Source organism: Flavobacterium sp. SM2513 (assembly GCF_050908145.1).
Taxonomy (GTDB): Bacteria; Bacteroidota; Bacteroidia; order Flavobacteriales; family Flavobacteriaceae; genus Flavobacterium.
This window is the reverse complement of sequence record NZ_CP194228.1, coordinates 2,076,809-2,091,383: the sequence shown is the minus strand read 5'-3', so window position 1 is coordinate 2,091,383 and position 14,575 is coordinate 2,076,809. Positions and strand designations below refer to the sequence as shown.

Here is a 14,575-nt window from a genome sequence, read left to right as displayed (position 1 = left end):
TATGAAATCAAATCTTACTTTAATTACTAAAATTGCGTTGGTATTTATAGCTGTACTTTCACTTGGCTCTTGCAGACATTCATTTAATTTTGAAGGGGTTAAAGGCAATGGAACCATTACTACTGAAACACGAACCATTACTGAAAATTTCGATAAAATTCATGTCAATAGTGGCATTAGATTGGAAGTAACACAAACTGAAAACCGTTCTGTTGAAGTGGAAACCGATGAAAACATCCAAGCTTTAATCACAACAACGGTTGAAAACGGTATTTTAAAAATTAGCAGTAATTCATCAAATAATTCATCGAACGGAATATTCGTCCGGGTACATTTACCTATAATAACTGAATTAAAATCATCAAGTGGAGCGAGTATTAGGAACGAAAATACATTAAAAAGTACCTCATTAACTGTAGATTCTTCTAGCGGAAGTGATATAGATATCGAAGTCGAAGCCGATTTTATCTCCATGGAATCTTCAAGTGGAAGTAGCATCACAACAGCTGGAAAAGCCTTAAAAGCAGAAACGGCATCGTCAAGCGGAAGTAGTATTCATGCCGAAAAACTGTTGACCAATGAAATTTTCTCACAAGCCTCTAGCGGAAGCTTCACCAAAGTGAATCCTATTTTAAGCCTAAACGCTAAAGCTTCAAGCGGAAGCAGTATCCGATATATAAATATCCCCAAAAACCTTGATAAGAAAGAAAGTTCTGGTGGAAGTATCTCGAAAGATTAAATTTAAATAGCTCTTTAATAGGAGCTATTTTTTTTATATTTGCAAAAATCATCCACTTGAAATGAAGCAAACTATTACGTTACTTGTTTTTTTATTTATCTGTACTATTTCGCTAGCTCAAAAAGGCGAAAAACTAAAAGGCTCTAAAACCGTTACGACTCAAGACCAACCTACTCCTGTCTTCACTGATGTTTACATTCAGGATGATATCGAGGTGTCATTTATAAAAGCGGACAGCACCGGAATTGAAACTGAAGCAGACGACAACTTACACGAAGCGCTTAAAGTTACTAATGCAGGTGGCGTTCTAAACTTATCAATGGCTAATAAAATTTCGCGCTACAAGAAGTTTGAAGTTAAGATTTTTTATACAGATGCCCTAAAAAGCATTGAAGCGATTGATGACTCGAAGGTAATGATTCTGGAAGAAATGGAATTGGACAACGTTTCCTTCAAATTAAACAATAAAGCAAAACTTTTCCTAAACCTGAAGGCGAAAGTAGCCTCATTTGAACTCAATGATGATTCCGAAGTACAATTGAATGCAAAATCTGAAAAGTTAATTTTTATACTGACAAATAGCTCCACAATCAAAGCATTAGTAGCCGCTCAAGAACTTAAAGTCGACCAGTATCAAAAGAGTACAAGTGCTTTTGAGGGCGATGTCGTTGAATTAAAACTCCGCATGGACAATAATGCAAAGTTTGTTGGCTCAAAACTTACTTCTAAAAAGGCGGAGTTATTAGCAGAAGGCTACTCAGACACGAAACTTCAAGTGGAAACTTCTCTTATTTTAAGTGCTTTTGCCAACGCTGAAATCGAGTTATTTGGAGAACCTAGTATTGAACTAAAGAAGTTTACGGGTAAATCATTACTGAAGAAAAACACATTGAAATAAGCGATAGCAAAAGTTCTTTCTGAGGTTTTGTTAACAATAAATTAATCTACAAGAGTTTATTCTGATGTTTTATTTATCGTAATATTGCAATATAAAAGTACATGGACGTATTTTTAAGCAGAACTAACGTAACTAATGCAATATGAATCCGAATAATTCTTTCCTTTTTCCTGAAATCGAAACCTTTATTAGAGAATTGAATCCAGATTCGATTTCTCAAGAACGAAAAGAAATTTTACAACCGCTTTTGGATTATATTCAGGAGAAAGCAAGTACCCATCAACAAATCAGATTGAATTTTATCTGTACCCATAATTCACGAAGAAGTCATCTCACACAAATTTGGGCTCAAACCATGGCTTATTATTTTGATATTAAAGATGTGTTTTGCTATTCGGGTGGAACCGAAAGTACTGCCATTTACCCAATGGTTGCTACAACTTTAGCAAATACTGGTTTTGCAATTTTTGCACTTTCTGAAGGTAAAAATCCCATTTATAGTGTGAAATTCGCAAACAACCACCATCCTATTATCGCGTTTTCTAAAAAGCTCGATAGTGATTTTAATCCGGAAGCTGAATTTGCGGCAATTATGACTTGTTCTCAAGCAGATGGCGGTTGTCCCTTTATAATTGGTGCAGAAAAAAGAATTCCGATTACCTATGACGACCCAAAAGCATTTGACAATACGCCGGTTCAAAGTGAAAAATACCACGAAAGAAGCGTACAAATTGCAACCGAATTACTATTTATATTCTCTCAAATAAAAGTATAAAAATGAGTACTAAAAAACTAAGTTTTCTCGACAGAAACCTGACTTTGTGGATTTTTGTTGCCATGGCAATAGGCGTCGGGCTTGGATATTTCATTCCAAATTTCCCAGAAATCATCAATTCTTTCAACAGCGGAACGACCAATATTCCTATTGCAATTGGACTCATTTTAATGATGTATCCGCCTTTGGCAAAAGTCAATTATGCATTGTTACCAAAAGTATTTAAAAACACTAAAATTCTTTCTATTTCTTTGATTTTGAATTGGATTATCGGGCCTGTATTGATGTTTATTCTTGCCATTACTTTTCTTCAAGAATACCCCGAATATATGGTCGGATTAATCTTAATTGGATTGGCACGTTGCATTGCAATGGTTTTAGTTTGGAACGACCTTGCAGAAGGTAGTAGCGAATATGGCGCTGGACTCGTAGCATTAAACAGTGTCTTTCAGGTTTTTGCTTACAGTTTTTATGCCTGGCTTTTCATTACAGTACTTCCGCCCTATTTTGGTTTTGAAGGTGCGATTGTCGATATATCTATTGGTGTAATCGCCGAAAGTGTTGCCATTTATTTGGGACTTCCCTTCTTGATGGGTATTTTGAGTCGCTGGATTTTAGTCAAACAAAAAGGCGAAGAATGGTACAATAACAAGTTTATTCCCACCATTTCTCCACTGACTTTAATTTCGCTTTTATTTACAATTGTAGTAATGTTTTCATTGAAAGGAGCTTTAATTGTTGAAATCCCGATGGACGTTGTAATTATTGCTGTTCCTTTACTCATCTACTTCACTTTGATGTTTATCATTGGTTTTTTCTTCACAAAAGCTACTGGAGCAGATTACGACAAAACAACGGCTGTTGCATTTACAGCTGCAGGAAATAATTTTGAACTTGCCATCGCGGTAGCAATTGCCGTTTTCGGATTGAATTCAGGACAAGCATTTGCAGGAGTTATCGGACCTTTAGTTGAAGTTCCCGCGTTGATTTTACTGGTACGTGTTTCTTTTTGGTTACGAAAAAAATACTATCCAGCAATTCATTCGTGATTAGGATTATTTTACTTTTTATTCTCTAAGCTTTCCGCGTTTTGCTTCGCTATTTTTTCACTCCAAAAGTCCGCCATTTCCTCAACATCAATTGGATTTGCAGCTGCTTGCGGAACTAAACGGTGACTTTTAAAAGCGCGGTCAATTATAGTTTCTATTAAGTAATCTTCATAGACAAGCATTGGGTCGTATTCGGTTTTTAAATTGATGTCAAATAGTCGGGCCGTATTGTTGGACCAAAAGGCTTTCCATCCCGACTTTAATGTTTTTATTAACGTAAACGTAGTTTTTCCTGTTTGTCTATTAATGAGTTTTACCAAAATTTGACCGTCTTTTCTTGAGAGTTTTTTAAGTTTTCCTTCAAACTCATTATTGAGATAATCTTCAGTAATTTTAAAATATTTTTTGCGTTCTTTATTGGTTTTCAAACCCTCCATTCCTTTATTCAACTGAACCAAACGCTCCGAAGCTAGTTTGGCATAAGGATAGACTTTGTAGACTCTTCTTTGCAGAATCAAAAAACGTTTTCGGGCATCGTCACTAATTTTTATTTGATTTTTATCAATAACTACTTCTTCCAATTCTATGGCGACGCCAAGAACGGTGTCTTTTTCTTTGAGGTAATCATCGCGATGGTCTTCTTGGGCATTCGATTGAACTGCTGTAAAGAACATCATTATAAAAAACATGTATTTTCTTAAAATCCCCATTGTACGTTTTATTTGGCCCAAATTTATGCAAAAGAACTATACAACTGTAATGCCAAATTTATACTTTAGCAAAAATTTTAATTATGCGTACAAAATCAATATTAAAAAAGACTTCTCTAACTTTCCTAGAAAACTATTTAAACAACGCCTCTCCAACTGGATTTGAAGCCGAAGGTCAGAAAATTTGGATGGATTATTTACGTCCGTATGTGGATACTTTTATTACCGATACTTACGGAACAGCTGTAGGTGTTATCAATCCTGACGCTCCATACAAGGTGGTTATCGAAGGACATGCTGATGAAATTTCTTGGTATGTAAATTACATCACAGACGACGGACTGATTTACGTAATAAGGAACGGAGGTTCCGACCATCAAATTGCCCCTTCAAAACGTGTGAACATTCATACTAAAAAAGGAATTGTAAAAGGTGTATTTGGTTGGCCAGCAATTCACACCCGTAAAGGTGAAAAAGAAGAAAGTGCTAAACTAGACAACATCTTTATTGACATAGGTTGTGAAACGAAAGAGCAAGTTCTTGCAGCAGGTGTTCACGTAGGTTGCGTGATTACATACCCGGATGAATTCATGATTTTAAACGGCAACAAGTTTGTTTGTCGTGCCATCGATAATCGTATGGGTGGTTTTATGATTGCCGAAGTTGCTCGTTTATTGCATGAAAATAAGAAAACCTTGCCTTTTGGGTTGTACATTACTAATTCTGTACAAGAAGAAGTTGGTCTTCGTGGTGCCGAAATGATTACGCAAACCATCAAACCCAATGTTGCCATTGTAACCGATGTTTGCCACGACACTACCACTCCAATGATTGACAAAAAAACCCAAGGAGAAACTAAAATTGGTGCAGGACCAGTTATTACGTATGCTCCAGCGGTTCAAAATAACTTGAGAGATTTAATCATTGACACTGCAGAAGGAAACAAAATTCCTTTTCAACGCAATGCTTCATCAAGAGTGACAGGAACGGATACGGATGCTTTTGCTTATAGCAATGGTGGCGTGGCGTCGGCTTTAATTTCACTTCCATTACGATACATGCATACTACGGTTGAAATGGTACACCGTGATGATGTAGAACATGTGATTGAGCTTATCTACCACACGTTACTCAATATGAAAAACGAAGATAGTTTTTCTTACTTTAAATAAAAAAAAGGGTACAGCTTGTAAAAGTTGTACCCTTTTTCTTTAAAATGTATTGCTACAAATCCACAAACACAGATTTTAGCAGCTGATTAAATAGTATTTGCTTTGAAATAAAAATTAAACATATTTCAATTTTATACCATACATCTCGGCTCTATTCTTCATGGAAGGATAGCTAGCATTAATCCGAAATTTTTATTTAGAATAAGCCCCTGACGAATACGTCAACTCATAACTGTGGGTATAAATTTCAAAAACAATTCCGAAGGGGTCTTCCACATAACACATTTTGAAAGGCTTGTCGTTAGGATAATATTCTCGGATGGGCATTCTTTGTTTACCACCGTATGAAACAATTTTGGCAATCAGGTCTTCAATGTTTGGGTCTTGCACGCAAAAATGAAAAAGCCCTGTATTAAATGGATTAAACTCTGGAGCTTCCTTCACGCCGTTTGGAAACGAAAATAATTCGATACCAATTCCATCTGACGTTGCCAAATGTGCAATTTCAAATTCAGTCCAGTCGTTTCCAAAAACATCTATACACATTTGACCAATCGCTGTTTCTGTTTCCTTTTTAACAACCGAAGGCTCCATAATAATGTACCAACCCATTACTTCTGAGTAAAACTTCACGGCTTCTTTTATATTGGGAACGGTAATTCCAATGTGTGAAAATGATTTGGGATAATTTTGTTTATCTGTCATGATTTCTAGTTTAGAGCACAAAATTAATCTATATTTACCTTTTAAACAATAACTTACCAGAAAGCACCCTAGTTACCAGAAGGGGTAAATTAGTGATTAACAAACCAGTAAAATAATTATTTTGAAGAAAGAAAATGCTTGTCCTTTAAATTATACGATGAATTTAATAGGTACCAAATGGAAACCTCTTATTTTATTTCACTTATTAGAAGAAGGTTTGCGTTCAGGTATATTGCAAAAGAAAATTCCTGGTATTTCCAACAAAATGTTCACGCAAACTGTTAGAGAGTTGGAAAAAGACGGACTCATTTCCCGCAAGATTTACCCAGTCGTTCCGCCAAAAGTGGAATATCTTTTAACTCGACGAGGTGCTTCTCTTGAACCTATTTTGAGAAGCTTGGATAAATGGGGGCTCGATGATTGTAAGGATTAATGTGTGATTTATTAATTTTAATTTATTGGTAATAAGTGTATTAATAAAAGTTATTGAAATATTTTTAGCCGTATTTAAATAACTAGTTTTCTAAAGAAAAAATCAAATTACCACCCTATTATGAGTTAAAATCATATTGAGAATAATTGTTTTCAGCGTTTCTACAAATCAATTATTTACATTTAAAAATGAAAATTTTTGCATTATTCCACCAAACAGCGTCTTCATAACATCACCTTATTTAACATATCTTCTTAAAAAATTAGTTGTTAAATCAATTTCAGATGTAGTTAATTCTAAATGCTGAAAAACTAGGGTTTCTACCTCATCACTGTTTAATCTAATTTCATTTTCAGTAACTGAAAAAGTATTAAAACTATGAATTGGAACACTCTTTTTTATCTTTGCATGTTCAAATTCCAAATTATCATCATTTACTTTAATTAAAGCCGTCGGGATAATTTGTAAACCCTGAATTATTAGTAACAGGCCCAAAATGGAATATGCAATTAGCAAATTATTTTCCATGTCCATTACGAAGTAAAATAAAAGGGAGACTACGCAAACTATGAACCCTGCAATAAAGGGAAATGCACTAAAATAGCTGTCGTTGTTACTACTAATTCTTATTTCGTGTTCTGGTATATTTCTCAGATATTTTCTTTTTTTATAAATATCAAGCAACGTAAAAAATATCCACAATAGTGGCAACCCCAAATCAAAATAAGGTACATTACTACTTACATCGCTCAATAAAAAAGCAATGAAAAGAACCATCACAACAATATCAATTATTGAACTTTTATCTAATTTCATTTGTGAATTTTACTTCCTTAAGTTTAAAAAAACATCTAAAACTCAATTTATTTCCAATCCCAAATATATAAAATTATTCCCCATCATCCTCAAACTCCCCCATCCCCTCCCTATTTCATGATACAATTCTAATTATTTTGAAATAGACACTTATAAAACTACCTTTGCTTTATAAATATCTACTTATGGAAGAATGTATCTCAGTTTTCGACATGCTAAAAATTGGCGTAGGCCCATCAAGTTCGCACACTCTTGGACCGTGGCGTGGTGCTGAACGCTTTTTAGCCGAACTGGAAGAAAAAGAGTTACTGACCAAAACTACACGAGTGGTCGTAAATCTATACGGTTCACTTTCGTTAACAGGAATTGGTCACGCATCTGATTTGGCGGTAATGCTGGGTCTGAGTGGTCAGGACCCTGAATACATTCCCATCGAGAACATTGACAGCATCATACAGGAAATTCAAAAAACGAACCAACTCAACTTGGGCGAAAAACACCTCATCGCCTTCAATCCTAAAACGGATATTGTTTTCAATAAAGAGTTTTTACCGTTTCATTCTAATGGATTCAGTTTTACCGCTTCTACAGAAAGCCGTGAATACAAGTCAACTTTCTACTCTATCGGTGGTGGTTTTGTGGTGAAAGAAGAACGTACAAATGCCAAAAAGAAAATGGAATTTAAGTGTGCGTTTCCTTACATGATTGACAATGCCGTTCAATTGTTGGCGTATGCCAATAAAGACAATAAGAGCATTTCAGAAATCGTATACGAAAACGAAAAATCAATGCGTACCGAAGAAAAAATCAATTCGGAACTGATGCGTGTTTGGCACACCATGCTCGAATGTATGTACATTGGTTGTCATTCCGAAGGTATTTTGCCAGGAGGCTTAAATGTCCGCCGTCGTGCTTTTGATATGCATCAAAATTTAATTGGACTTGCTAATTATACCACTCCTCAAGAATGGTTAGAATCCGTGCGTCATACCGAAGTTAAATTCCGTCAAATCCTGCAATGGGTCAGCTGTTTTGCCCTTTCGGTAAATGAAGTAAACGCGGCTTTAGGTCGTGTAGTTACCGCTCCAACTAACGGAAGTGCTGGAGTTATCCCGTCGGTTTTGATGTATTATTTAACTATTGAAAATCATGAAGCTGGCGAAAAGGAAATCAAACAATTCTTATTAGTTGCCGGTGAAATCGGCAGTTTGTTCAAGCAAGGTGCTACTATTTCTGCAGCAATGGGTGGATGTCAAGCCGAAATTGGCGTGTCTTCTGCCATGGCTGCCGCTGCATTGTGCGAACTTATGGGCGGAACTCCCGAACAAGTACTAATGGCTGCCGAAATTGCCATGGAACACCACTTGGGACTGACCTGCGACCCAATAGGTGGCTTGGTGCAAATTCCTTGCATTGAAAGAAACACAATGGGTGCGATTAAAGCCATAAATGCCGCAGAACTCGCTTTATCTACAGATGCAAAAAATGCAAAAGTACCGCTAGACAAAGTGATTGCTACTATGTGGGCTACTGCCAAGGACATGAATACCAAATACAAAGAAACCTCTGAAGGTGGCTTGGCCGTGAGTGTCAACATGGCCGATTGCTAAGAAACATTTCGTTATTTTATATACAAAACTCCTATTCCAGTTGGTCTAGGAGTTTTTTTATCCGTTAAAGAGACGGTTGCGTTTAATGGGTTTTCCTTGACGGAGTTTTAAAGCATGCACAAAAGTTGGTACATCATTTGCCCACGTTTTTAAAATAAGAATGATGCTTATTATTTCCAATCGCGTGAGCATTCCTATCCAGAAAAACAATTCGAAAAGCACCGTTGAATTCCCCTCGATAATCACATCAACCAAAGTGGCAAACAAAAAAAGAGTCCATATTTTGGCGCCAATAGAATGTGTGGCTATTTCCTTTTTAAATTTCAAAAAACTCACCAGATATGTCAATAGTTCGATACCCACGAGTAGAGCTATTTTTACCCAATGGACTTCATAAAACTCAGGATACTTAAGATAAGTTGCTGCAATTACTGAAATAAAAAATAGTTGGTCTACCGTTGAATCCCAACGCCTTAATGACTGTGTTGAAACATTTAAACGTCTTGCAATAATGCCGTCAAAAACATCAGTCAGCACCCCTATTGCCAAGAGACTAATGACAATTGTTTTATAATACTCCACCTCAACACAGCTTAAAATTACGATAATTATCCCAATAAAAAACCGCGCGATAATAAGTGCCATGGGGATTTATATTTCATATTTTACAGCATTAGTTCTTATTTGAAACTAAATTTGATACCAAACCCTTTCTTTATAATTAAATCAAAATCACTATTGTCTTTTTAAAAAACCACTTTTTAATCTATATCATTTGCGACATCGGCGTTTTCACAAGCTTTCCTTTTTTTACCAGAAATTAAATGCTTAACCTATGGCTTTTCCCCTATTAATCAACCAAAATACAGCAGTAAAAAAATTAAAAATCACGAAACCTAAAGCCCACATCAATTTATTCGATGAACTTCGTGAGGACTGATAGACCTCAATAATCCCGCTGATAATATAAGTTAGCGTTAATATGAGCCCAATAGTCAGTACAGTTGTCGCGTCCAAAACATGTGTAATTCGCAACCCCGTACCGACAATTATAAAGAGAACCGATAACAAAAAACTGGTTTTAAATAAATCTAATTTCATAATTAAAATAATTTAGTTGATTAAATAGTGTTTTTTTTCTTTTATCAAATATACTAAAATTGTTACAATACCAACTGTACACTAAATAAATAAACAGCTTCACAAGCTTGTTTGCCACCTCGCTCAACCTATGAGCAATTTCTTCTCTTTTGTCGACCTTAGCCATTCAATTGTTGATGGCACTTTATTTTAGCAATTTCCTTAAAACGAAACACTAAATCACAGTCTTAGTCGCACCATTTGTTCTTCATTTACTGTCTTTTTTCCTACAAATAATTTATTACCCCATCTACTTTAATAGTAGAACTTCGAAAGAAAATTAAATGAATTTAAATGACGCATATAATTGGGAATTAATACTAGTTTGTTCGAGGATTGTTCGAGGATTGTTCGTCGTTCCTTCGTCTAAAAGGTACTTTTCTCGAACAAAGTACGAACAAAGGTAAAACCAACTTCAAAGTAAATTAGAGTAGAAGCTTATGTAGCCTAGAAAAGTTTATGATTTATAGTTTTTTGATTTATAGCGGAATTTATAGCTATTATTCAGGATGTCTTTTGGGATTTCGTGGATTATAAAGATGAAAATTCTAATTTTCATACTGTTTTCCTATTATGAGATTAGCAATGAATTACAAAAATTATGTTAATAAAAATGTAATGAATATTATTAATATATTTGAGAGTTATATAGTATCAAGCATCGTTCAATATATAAAGATTTTAAATTGATGTTTAATAATGAGATTAAATTATAAAGAAGTCAAGCACTACATTAAAAAACAATGCGAAAACACACTAAAAAAACCTATTATTCCGCGGGATTAATTAGCATTATATTGCTACCCCTACTGTGTGTTTTGCACCTTCAAAACATAAAAGCATTTACACAATACACCGCAATGGACGTGCGGATGTGGGATGGAACAGTAGATACTGCCATAGACAGCGCCTTAGTAGAACATGTAAATTCAAAGAAATATACGGTTGTACATCTTACTGGAAATAATGCGTCTGATAAGAGAAAACTTGTAGATGCACAGAATAAAGTAAGAAATATAACTGCGTCAAAGGACTCTATTCATGGGATTAAATTTCATTTTGGTCCCAAATCAGAGTATTGGACTTATGTAAGAGTTATAGATATTATGGCAATGGAAAAGGTCAAGTTTTATGTAAATTATAAAGATGACATTTGGTTTGCCAATCCAAAACCAGAGAAGGTAAATAAAAATACGCTTTCGATTACGCCACTTACCTGTGGATACGGCTACTACCATCGCTATGAGAAGGAAGCGTTATCTTGGACTGAAGTCAAGCAAAATATTCAGAAATATTACTTACCAATCCTTGCTTATCTTTTAATGCTTGGATTTACAGTAATACGGATTTACAAATTGAATAGAAATACTACTTAGCATTTATACTATTCATTGTCAATATCTTCAAAACTTTCAAATATATCTTGCAATAATTTCTATTGAAAATTAGCACATCCGTTGCTTGATACTTAAAGAAAAAGTCTGGAAGCAAAGTTTATGTTTTTATTTGGAGTTCAAAACATACAATTATTCTTGTGTTTTAATATATTTGGAAAAATTGAAAATTCTCTAGTACTATACCTGTTATTTAAGGCAAACTAACTTTATAAAATCAAAATTAAGACCAAATCTGAATGAATTTAACAATAGATAATATCCTTCTAATTGGCTCATTATTACTTTTTATCAGTATAATTTTAGGCAAAACTTCGTTTAAATTTGGCGTACCCATCTTGCTACTTTTCTTAGGTATTGGTATGCTTTTTGGCTCAGACGGTATCGGAAACATCTATTTTGATGACCCACAATTAGCGCAATTTATTGGTGTTGTATCACTTAATTTCATCTTGTTTTCGGGAGGTTTGGACACCAGTTGGACTTCTGTGAAACCCATTTTAAAGGAAGGCCTTGTATTATCAACTTTGGGTGTTTTACTTACTGCAATGACACTTGGTAGCTTTGTGTGGTTTGTTACTGATTTTACGATTTACGAAAGTATGCTGTTGGGTTCTATTGTTTCGTCAACGGATGCAGCGGCTGTATTTTCTATTTTGCGTTCAAAAAGTCTGGCGCTAAAAAGCAACTTACGACCCACATTAGAGTTAGAAAGCGGAAGTAACGACCCGATGGCCTATGTTTTGACCCTTGCTTTTTTAACATTAGTGATACATCAAGACCAAAGTATTGCTTCAATAATTCCTTTGTTTCTTCAGCAAATGATTTTAGGTGGTGTTGGTGGTTTTGTTTTTGGAAAAGCAAGTAAATACATAATAAATAGAATCAAACTAGATTTTGAGGGATTGTATCCAGTTCTTGTTATCACATTGATGTTTATTACATTTTCGGCCACTGATTTCGTGGGTGGTAATGGTTTTCTTGCTATTTATATTTGTGCCGTTTATCTGGGTAATCAAGATTTCATACATAAAAAGGCGGTTTATAAGTTTTACGACGGAATGGCTTGGTTGATGCAAATTGTGTTGTTCCTTACCTTAGGACTGCTTGTATTTCCTACAGAAATTGTTCCTTATATGGGTATAGGTCTACTTATCTCATTGTTTTTAATAGTAGTTGCGCGACCCGTGAGTGTTTTTTTAAGTCTGATGTTTTTTAAGATGAAATTGAAGCGAAGGATTTACATTTCCTGGGTAGGTTTACGAGGAGCCGCACCAATTGTTTTTGCCACGTATCCCCTATTGGCGGGAATTGACAAGGCTAATATGATTTTCAATATTGTGTTTTTCATATCAGTTACTTCAATTTTGATTCAAGGAACTACACTTTCGGTAGTTGCAAAATGGCTAAATCTTGCACTTCCTGAAACCGCAAAAAAAATAACGGAAGTGGACCAACTTACTCTAAATCTTCCGAAGTCCTCGCTGAAAGAAATTGAAATCTTACCTGATTTTAACGCGGTAAACAAGCGGATTGTTGATTTGGGACTTCCCAAGTCCATTTTCATCATAATGATAAAAAGAAACGAACAATACATTCGTCCGGGTGGCTCAACCATTATTGAAGTCAATGATATTTTAATGGTACTTGCCGATACGCCAAAAGACTTTATAAAAATGAACGACCGCTTGACCGAAAAAATAATACCCATTCATTGAAAATAATATTCAACTAATCTGCCTGTATTTAAGAATTACTGGATTAATTGTAGATTACGTGTATAAAATTAACTTTGTTTTTATTAGATTTGTCGCTGTCACCAGATATCAGGAGGGGGTTGATTTAAGAAATCATAAAGCAATCCACTTACTAAATAAAATTTTGCGATTGAACTCACTTTTTGAGTAAGTCAAATTGCTAGCAAACACAGTAGTTACAACTTTAACCACCTAATGTTTGTCCTATTCAAAAAAGTTAAACCTACAATGAATGAAAGTATAAGGATAGCAACTCTGCGAGAATACGAAATCTTAGACACCCCTAAAGAGGCCGCTTTTGACCTTATTACCCAATTGGCAACAAAGATATTAAACGTGCCAATGGCGCTTATCTCTTTGATAGATACGGACAGAATTTGGTTCAAATCCACTCAAGGAATCGCTTTAACAGAGATTTCTAAAGAGGAAGGCTTGTGCGTTTCTGCAATTATGGGCAAAGAAATTTATATGGTTGAAAATGCTTCAACCGATTCTCGAACCATGAAAAATTCATTGGTTACTAGTGAATTTGGTGTGCAGTTTTATGCATCGATGCCGCTCACGGTTAAAAATGGGGTAAATTTAGGAACACTTTTTATTGCAGATACTAAACCTAGAACGCTGACGCCGCACGAGCAAGACCTTTTAAAAGACTTAGCAGATTTGGTCGTCGAGCAATTGGAGATACAACTTTGCGTGCAAAAATCTGTTGCTGCTCAACTTGAAATGTCGAATATGCTTCAAGCTATTTATGAAAGTACACAGGAAGCTTCCGCATTTATTGATACAGAATTAAAGGTCCGGTACAGCAACCAAGCTTCAAGAAAATTTGTAAAACAACTATTTGGTAAAGAAGAAAAAATAGGCGAAAATGTTTTAGAATATGTATTGCCCCAATACAGGGCCGAGTATAAAAGTTTATTTAATCGCGTTTTAAAAGGAGAACGTATTGAATTAGAAAAATATCATGACAACACGTGGTGGCGTATTGCGATCTATCCTGTGTATTGCCATCTTAGGTCTATAGTAGGTTTAGCGCATAATGCCCAAGACATTACTAATGAGAAAACCAATTTTTTAAAGTTAGTGCAACAAAATGAACTCTTAAAAAAAATAACTTGGCAGCAGTGTCATGAAGTTAGAGGACCTGTTGCAAATATTTTAGGATTTTGTAGTTTACTCAAGGACAATCCCGACTTACCTAAGGAAGAAAAGGAAACGTACATTAATCATTTGTTTGATGCTGCAAAAGATTTAGACAAAATTATACATCAAATCGTGACACAAAGCATTGTGCATTACAAGCAGATATAATAGGATTTTCAAGTAATCATACGCTATAATTTCGTTGCAAAATAGTTCGTTTTTGTGTTGAAA

The 14,575-nt window shown here is 35.0% G+C and carries 15 protein-coding genes; 10 read left to right on the top strand and 5 right to left on the bottom strand.

Annotation, left to right across the window (positions count from 1 at the left end):
• Position 1: 1 nt before the first annotated feature.
• From ACQ5J2_RS08675 to arsB, 4 genes are all read left to right on the top strand, one after another.
• On the top strand, positions 2-739 hold the full coding sequence (locus tag ACQ5J2_RS08675) for a head GIN domain-containing protein (RefSeq protein WP_432670016.1): 738 nt from the start codon (positions 2-4) through the stop codon (positions 737-739).
• 61 nt (positions 740-800) lie between these two features.
• Positions 801-1,637 carry a GIN domain-containing protein gene (locus ACQ5J2_RS08670; RefSeq protein ID WP_432670015.1) on the top strand — a complete coding sequence of 279 codons (837 nt, stop codon included), beginning with the start codon at positions 801-803 and terminating at the stop codon, positions 1,635-1,637.
• A 142-nt stretch (positions 1,638-1,779) separates the two neighbouring features.
• Positions 1,780-2,412 (top strand): low molecular weight phosphatase family protein, encoded by a 633-nt coding sequence (locus ACQ5J2_RS08665; protein ID WP_432670014.1) that lies wholly within the window; start codon positions 1,780-1,782, stop codon positions 2,410-2,412.
• 2 nt (positions 2,413-2,414) lie between these two features.
• On the top strand, positions 2,415-3,461 hold the full coding sequence (arsB, locus tag ACQ5J2_RS08660) for an ACR3 family arsenite efflux transporter (protein WP_432670013.1): 1,047 nt from the start codon (positions 2,415-2,417) through the stop codon (positions 3,459-3,461).
• Positions 3,462-3,472: 11 nt separating this feature from the next.
• Here the strand turns inward: arsB and ACQ5J2_RS08655 are convergent, their stop codons facing one another.
• The gene (locus ACQ5J2_RS08655; protein ID WP_432670012.1) at positions 3,473-4,171 is read right to left on the bottom strand and encodes a DUF4294 domain-containing protein; all 699 of its coding nucleotides are present in this window, start codon (positions 4,169-4,171) and stop codon (positions 3,473-3,475) included.
• Between the two features lie 83 nt (positions 4,172-4,254).
• On the opposite strand from ACQ5J2_RS08655, the gene ACQ5J2_RS08650 reads away from it, so the two are divergent.
• Complete coding sequence (locus ACQ5J2_RS08650) at positions 4,255-5,343, top strand: M42 family metallopeptidase (RefSeq protein WP_432670011.1); 1,089 nt, start codon at positions 4,255-4,257, stop codon at positions 5,341-5,343.
• A 192-nt stretch (positions 5,344-5,535) separates the two neighbouring features.
• Here ACQ5J2_RS08650 and ACQ5J2_RS08645 read toward each other — a convergent pair whose 3' ends face one another.
• The gene (locus ACQ5J2_RS08645) at positions 5,536-6,048 is read right to left on the bottom strand and encodes a VOC family protein (RefSeq protein WP_432670010.1); all 513 of its coding nucleotides are present in this window, start codon (positions 6,046-6,048) and stop codon (positions 5,536-5,538) included.
• Between the two features lie 157 nt (positions 6,049-6,205).
• On the opposite strand from ACQ5J2_RS08645, the gene ACQ5J2_RS08640 reads away from it, so the two are divergent.
• On the top strand, positions 6,206-6,481 hold the full coding sequence (locus ACQ5J2_RS08640; protein WP_432673281.1) for a winged helix-turn-helix transcriptional regulator: 276 nt from the start codon (positions 6,206-6,208) through the stop codon (positions 6,479-6,481).
• A gap of 237 nt (positions 6,482-6,718) precedes the next feature.
• On the opposite strand, the gene ACQ5J2_RS08635 is transcribed toward ACQ5J2_RS08640, so the two are convergent.
• Positions 6,719-7,297, bottom strand: a complete 579-nt coding sequence (locus ACQ5J2_RS08635; RefSeq protein ID WP_432670009.1) for a hypothetical protein — start codon at positions 7,295-7,297, stop codon at positions 6,719-6,721.
• A gap of 185 nt (positions 7,298-7,482) precedes the next feature.
• On the opposite strand from ACQ5J2_RS08635, the gene ACQ5J2_RS08630 reads away from it, so the two are divergent.
• Entirely contained in the window at positions 7,483-8,907 is a 1,425-nt protein-coding gene (locus ACQ5J2_RS08630) for an L-serine ammonia-lyase (RefSeq protein WP_432670008.1), read from the top strand.
• 57 nt (positions 8,908-8,964) lie between these two features.
• Here ACQ5J2_RS08630 and ACQ5J2_RS08625 read toward each other — a convergent pair whose 3' ends face one another.
• The gene (locus ACQ5J2_RS08625) at positions 8,965-9,552 is read right to left on the bottom strand and encodes a CDP-alcohol phosphatidyltransferase family protein (RefSeq protein ID WP_432670007.1); all 588 of its coding nucleotides are present in this window, start codon (positions 9,550-9,552) and stop codon (positions 8,965-8,967) included.
• 183 nt (positions 9,553-9,735) lie between these two features.
• Positions 9,736-10,008, bottom strand: coding sequence for a PLDc N-terminal domain-containing protein (locus tag ACQ5J2_RS08620; protein ID WP_432670006.1), 273 nt, complete (start codon positions 10,006-10,008; stop codon positions 9,736-9,738).
• Positions 10,009-10,790: 782 nt separating this feature from the next.
• Between ACQ5J2_RS08620 and ACQ5J2_RS08615 the strand changes: the two genes are divergently transcribed.
• The 3 genes from ACQ5J2_RS08615 to ACQ5J2_RS08605 all read left to right on the top strand — a co-directional run bounded on the left by ACQ5J2_RS08615 (position 10,791) and on the right by ACQ5J2_RS08605 (position 14,512).
• The gene (locus tag ACQ5J2_RS08615; protein ID WP_432670005.1) at positions 10,791-11,423 is read left to right on the top strand and encodes a hypothetical protein; all 633 of its coding nucleotides are present in this window, start codon (positions 10,791-10,793) and stop codon (positions 11,421-11,423) included.
• Positions 11,424-11,680: 257 nt separating this feature from the next.
• Positions 11,681-13,159 carry a potassium/proton antiporter gene (locus ACQ5J2_RS08610; RefSeq protein ID WP_432670004.1) on the top strand — a complete coding sequence of 493 codons (1,479 nt, stop codon included), beginning with the start codon at positions 11,681-11,683 and terminating at the stop codon, positions 13,157-13,159.
• Between the two features lie 267 nt (positions 13,160-13,426).
• On the top strand, positions 13,427-14,512 hold the full coding sequence (locus ACQ5J2_RS08605; protein ID WP_432670003.1) for a GAF domain-containing protein: 1,086 nt from the start codon (positions 13,427-13,429) through the stop codon (positions 14,510-14,512).
• Positions 14,513-14,575 lie beyond the last annotated feature (63 nt).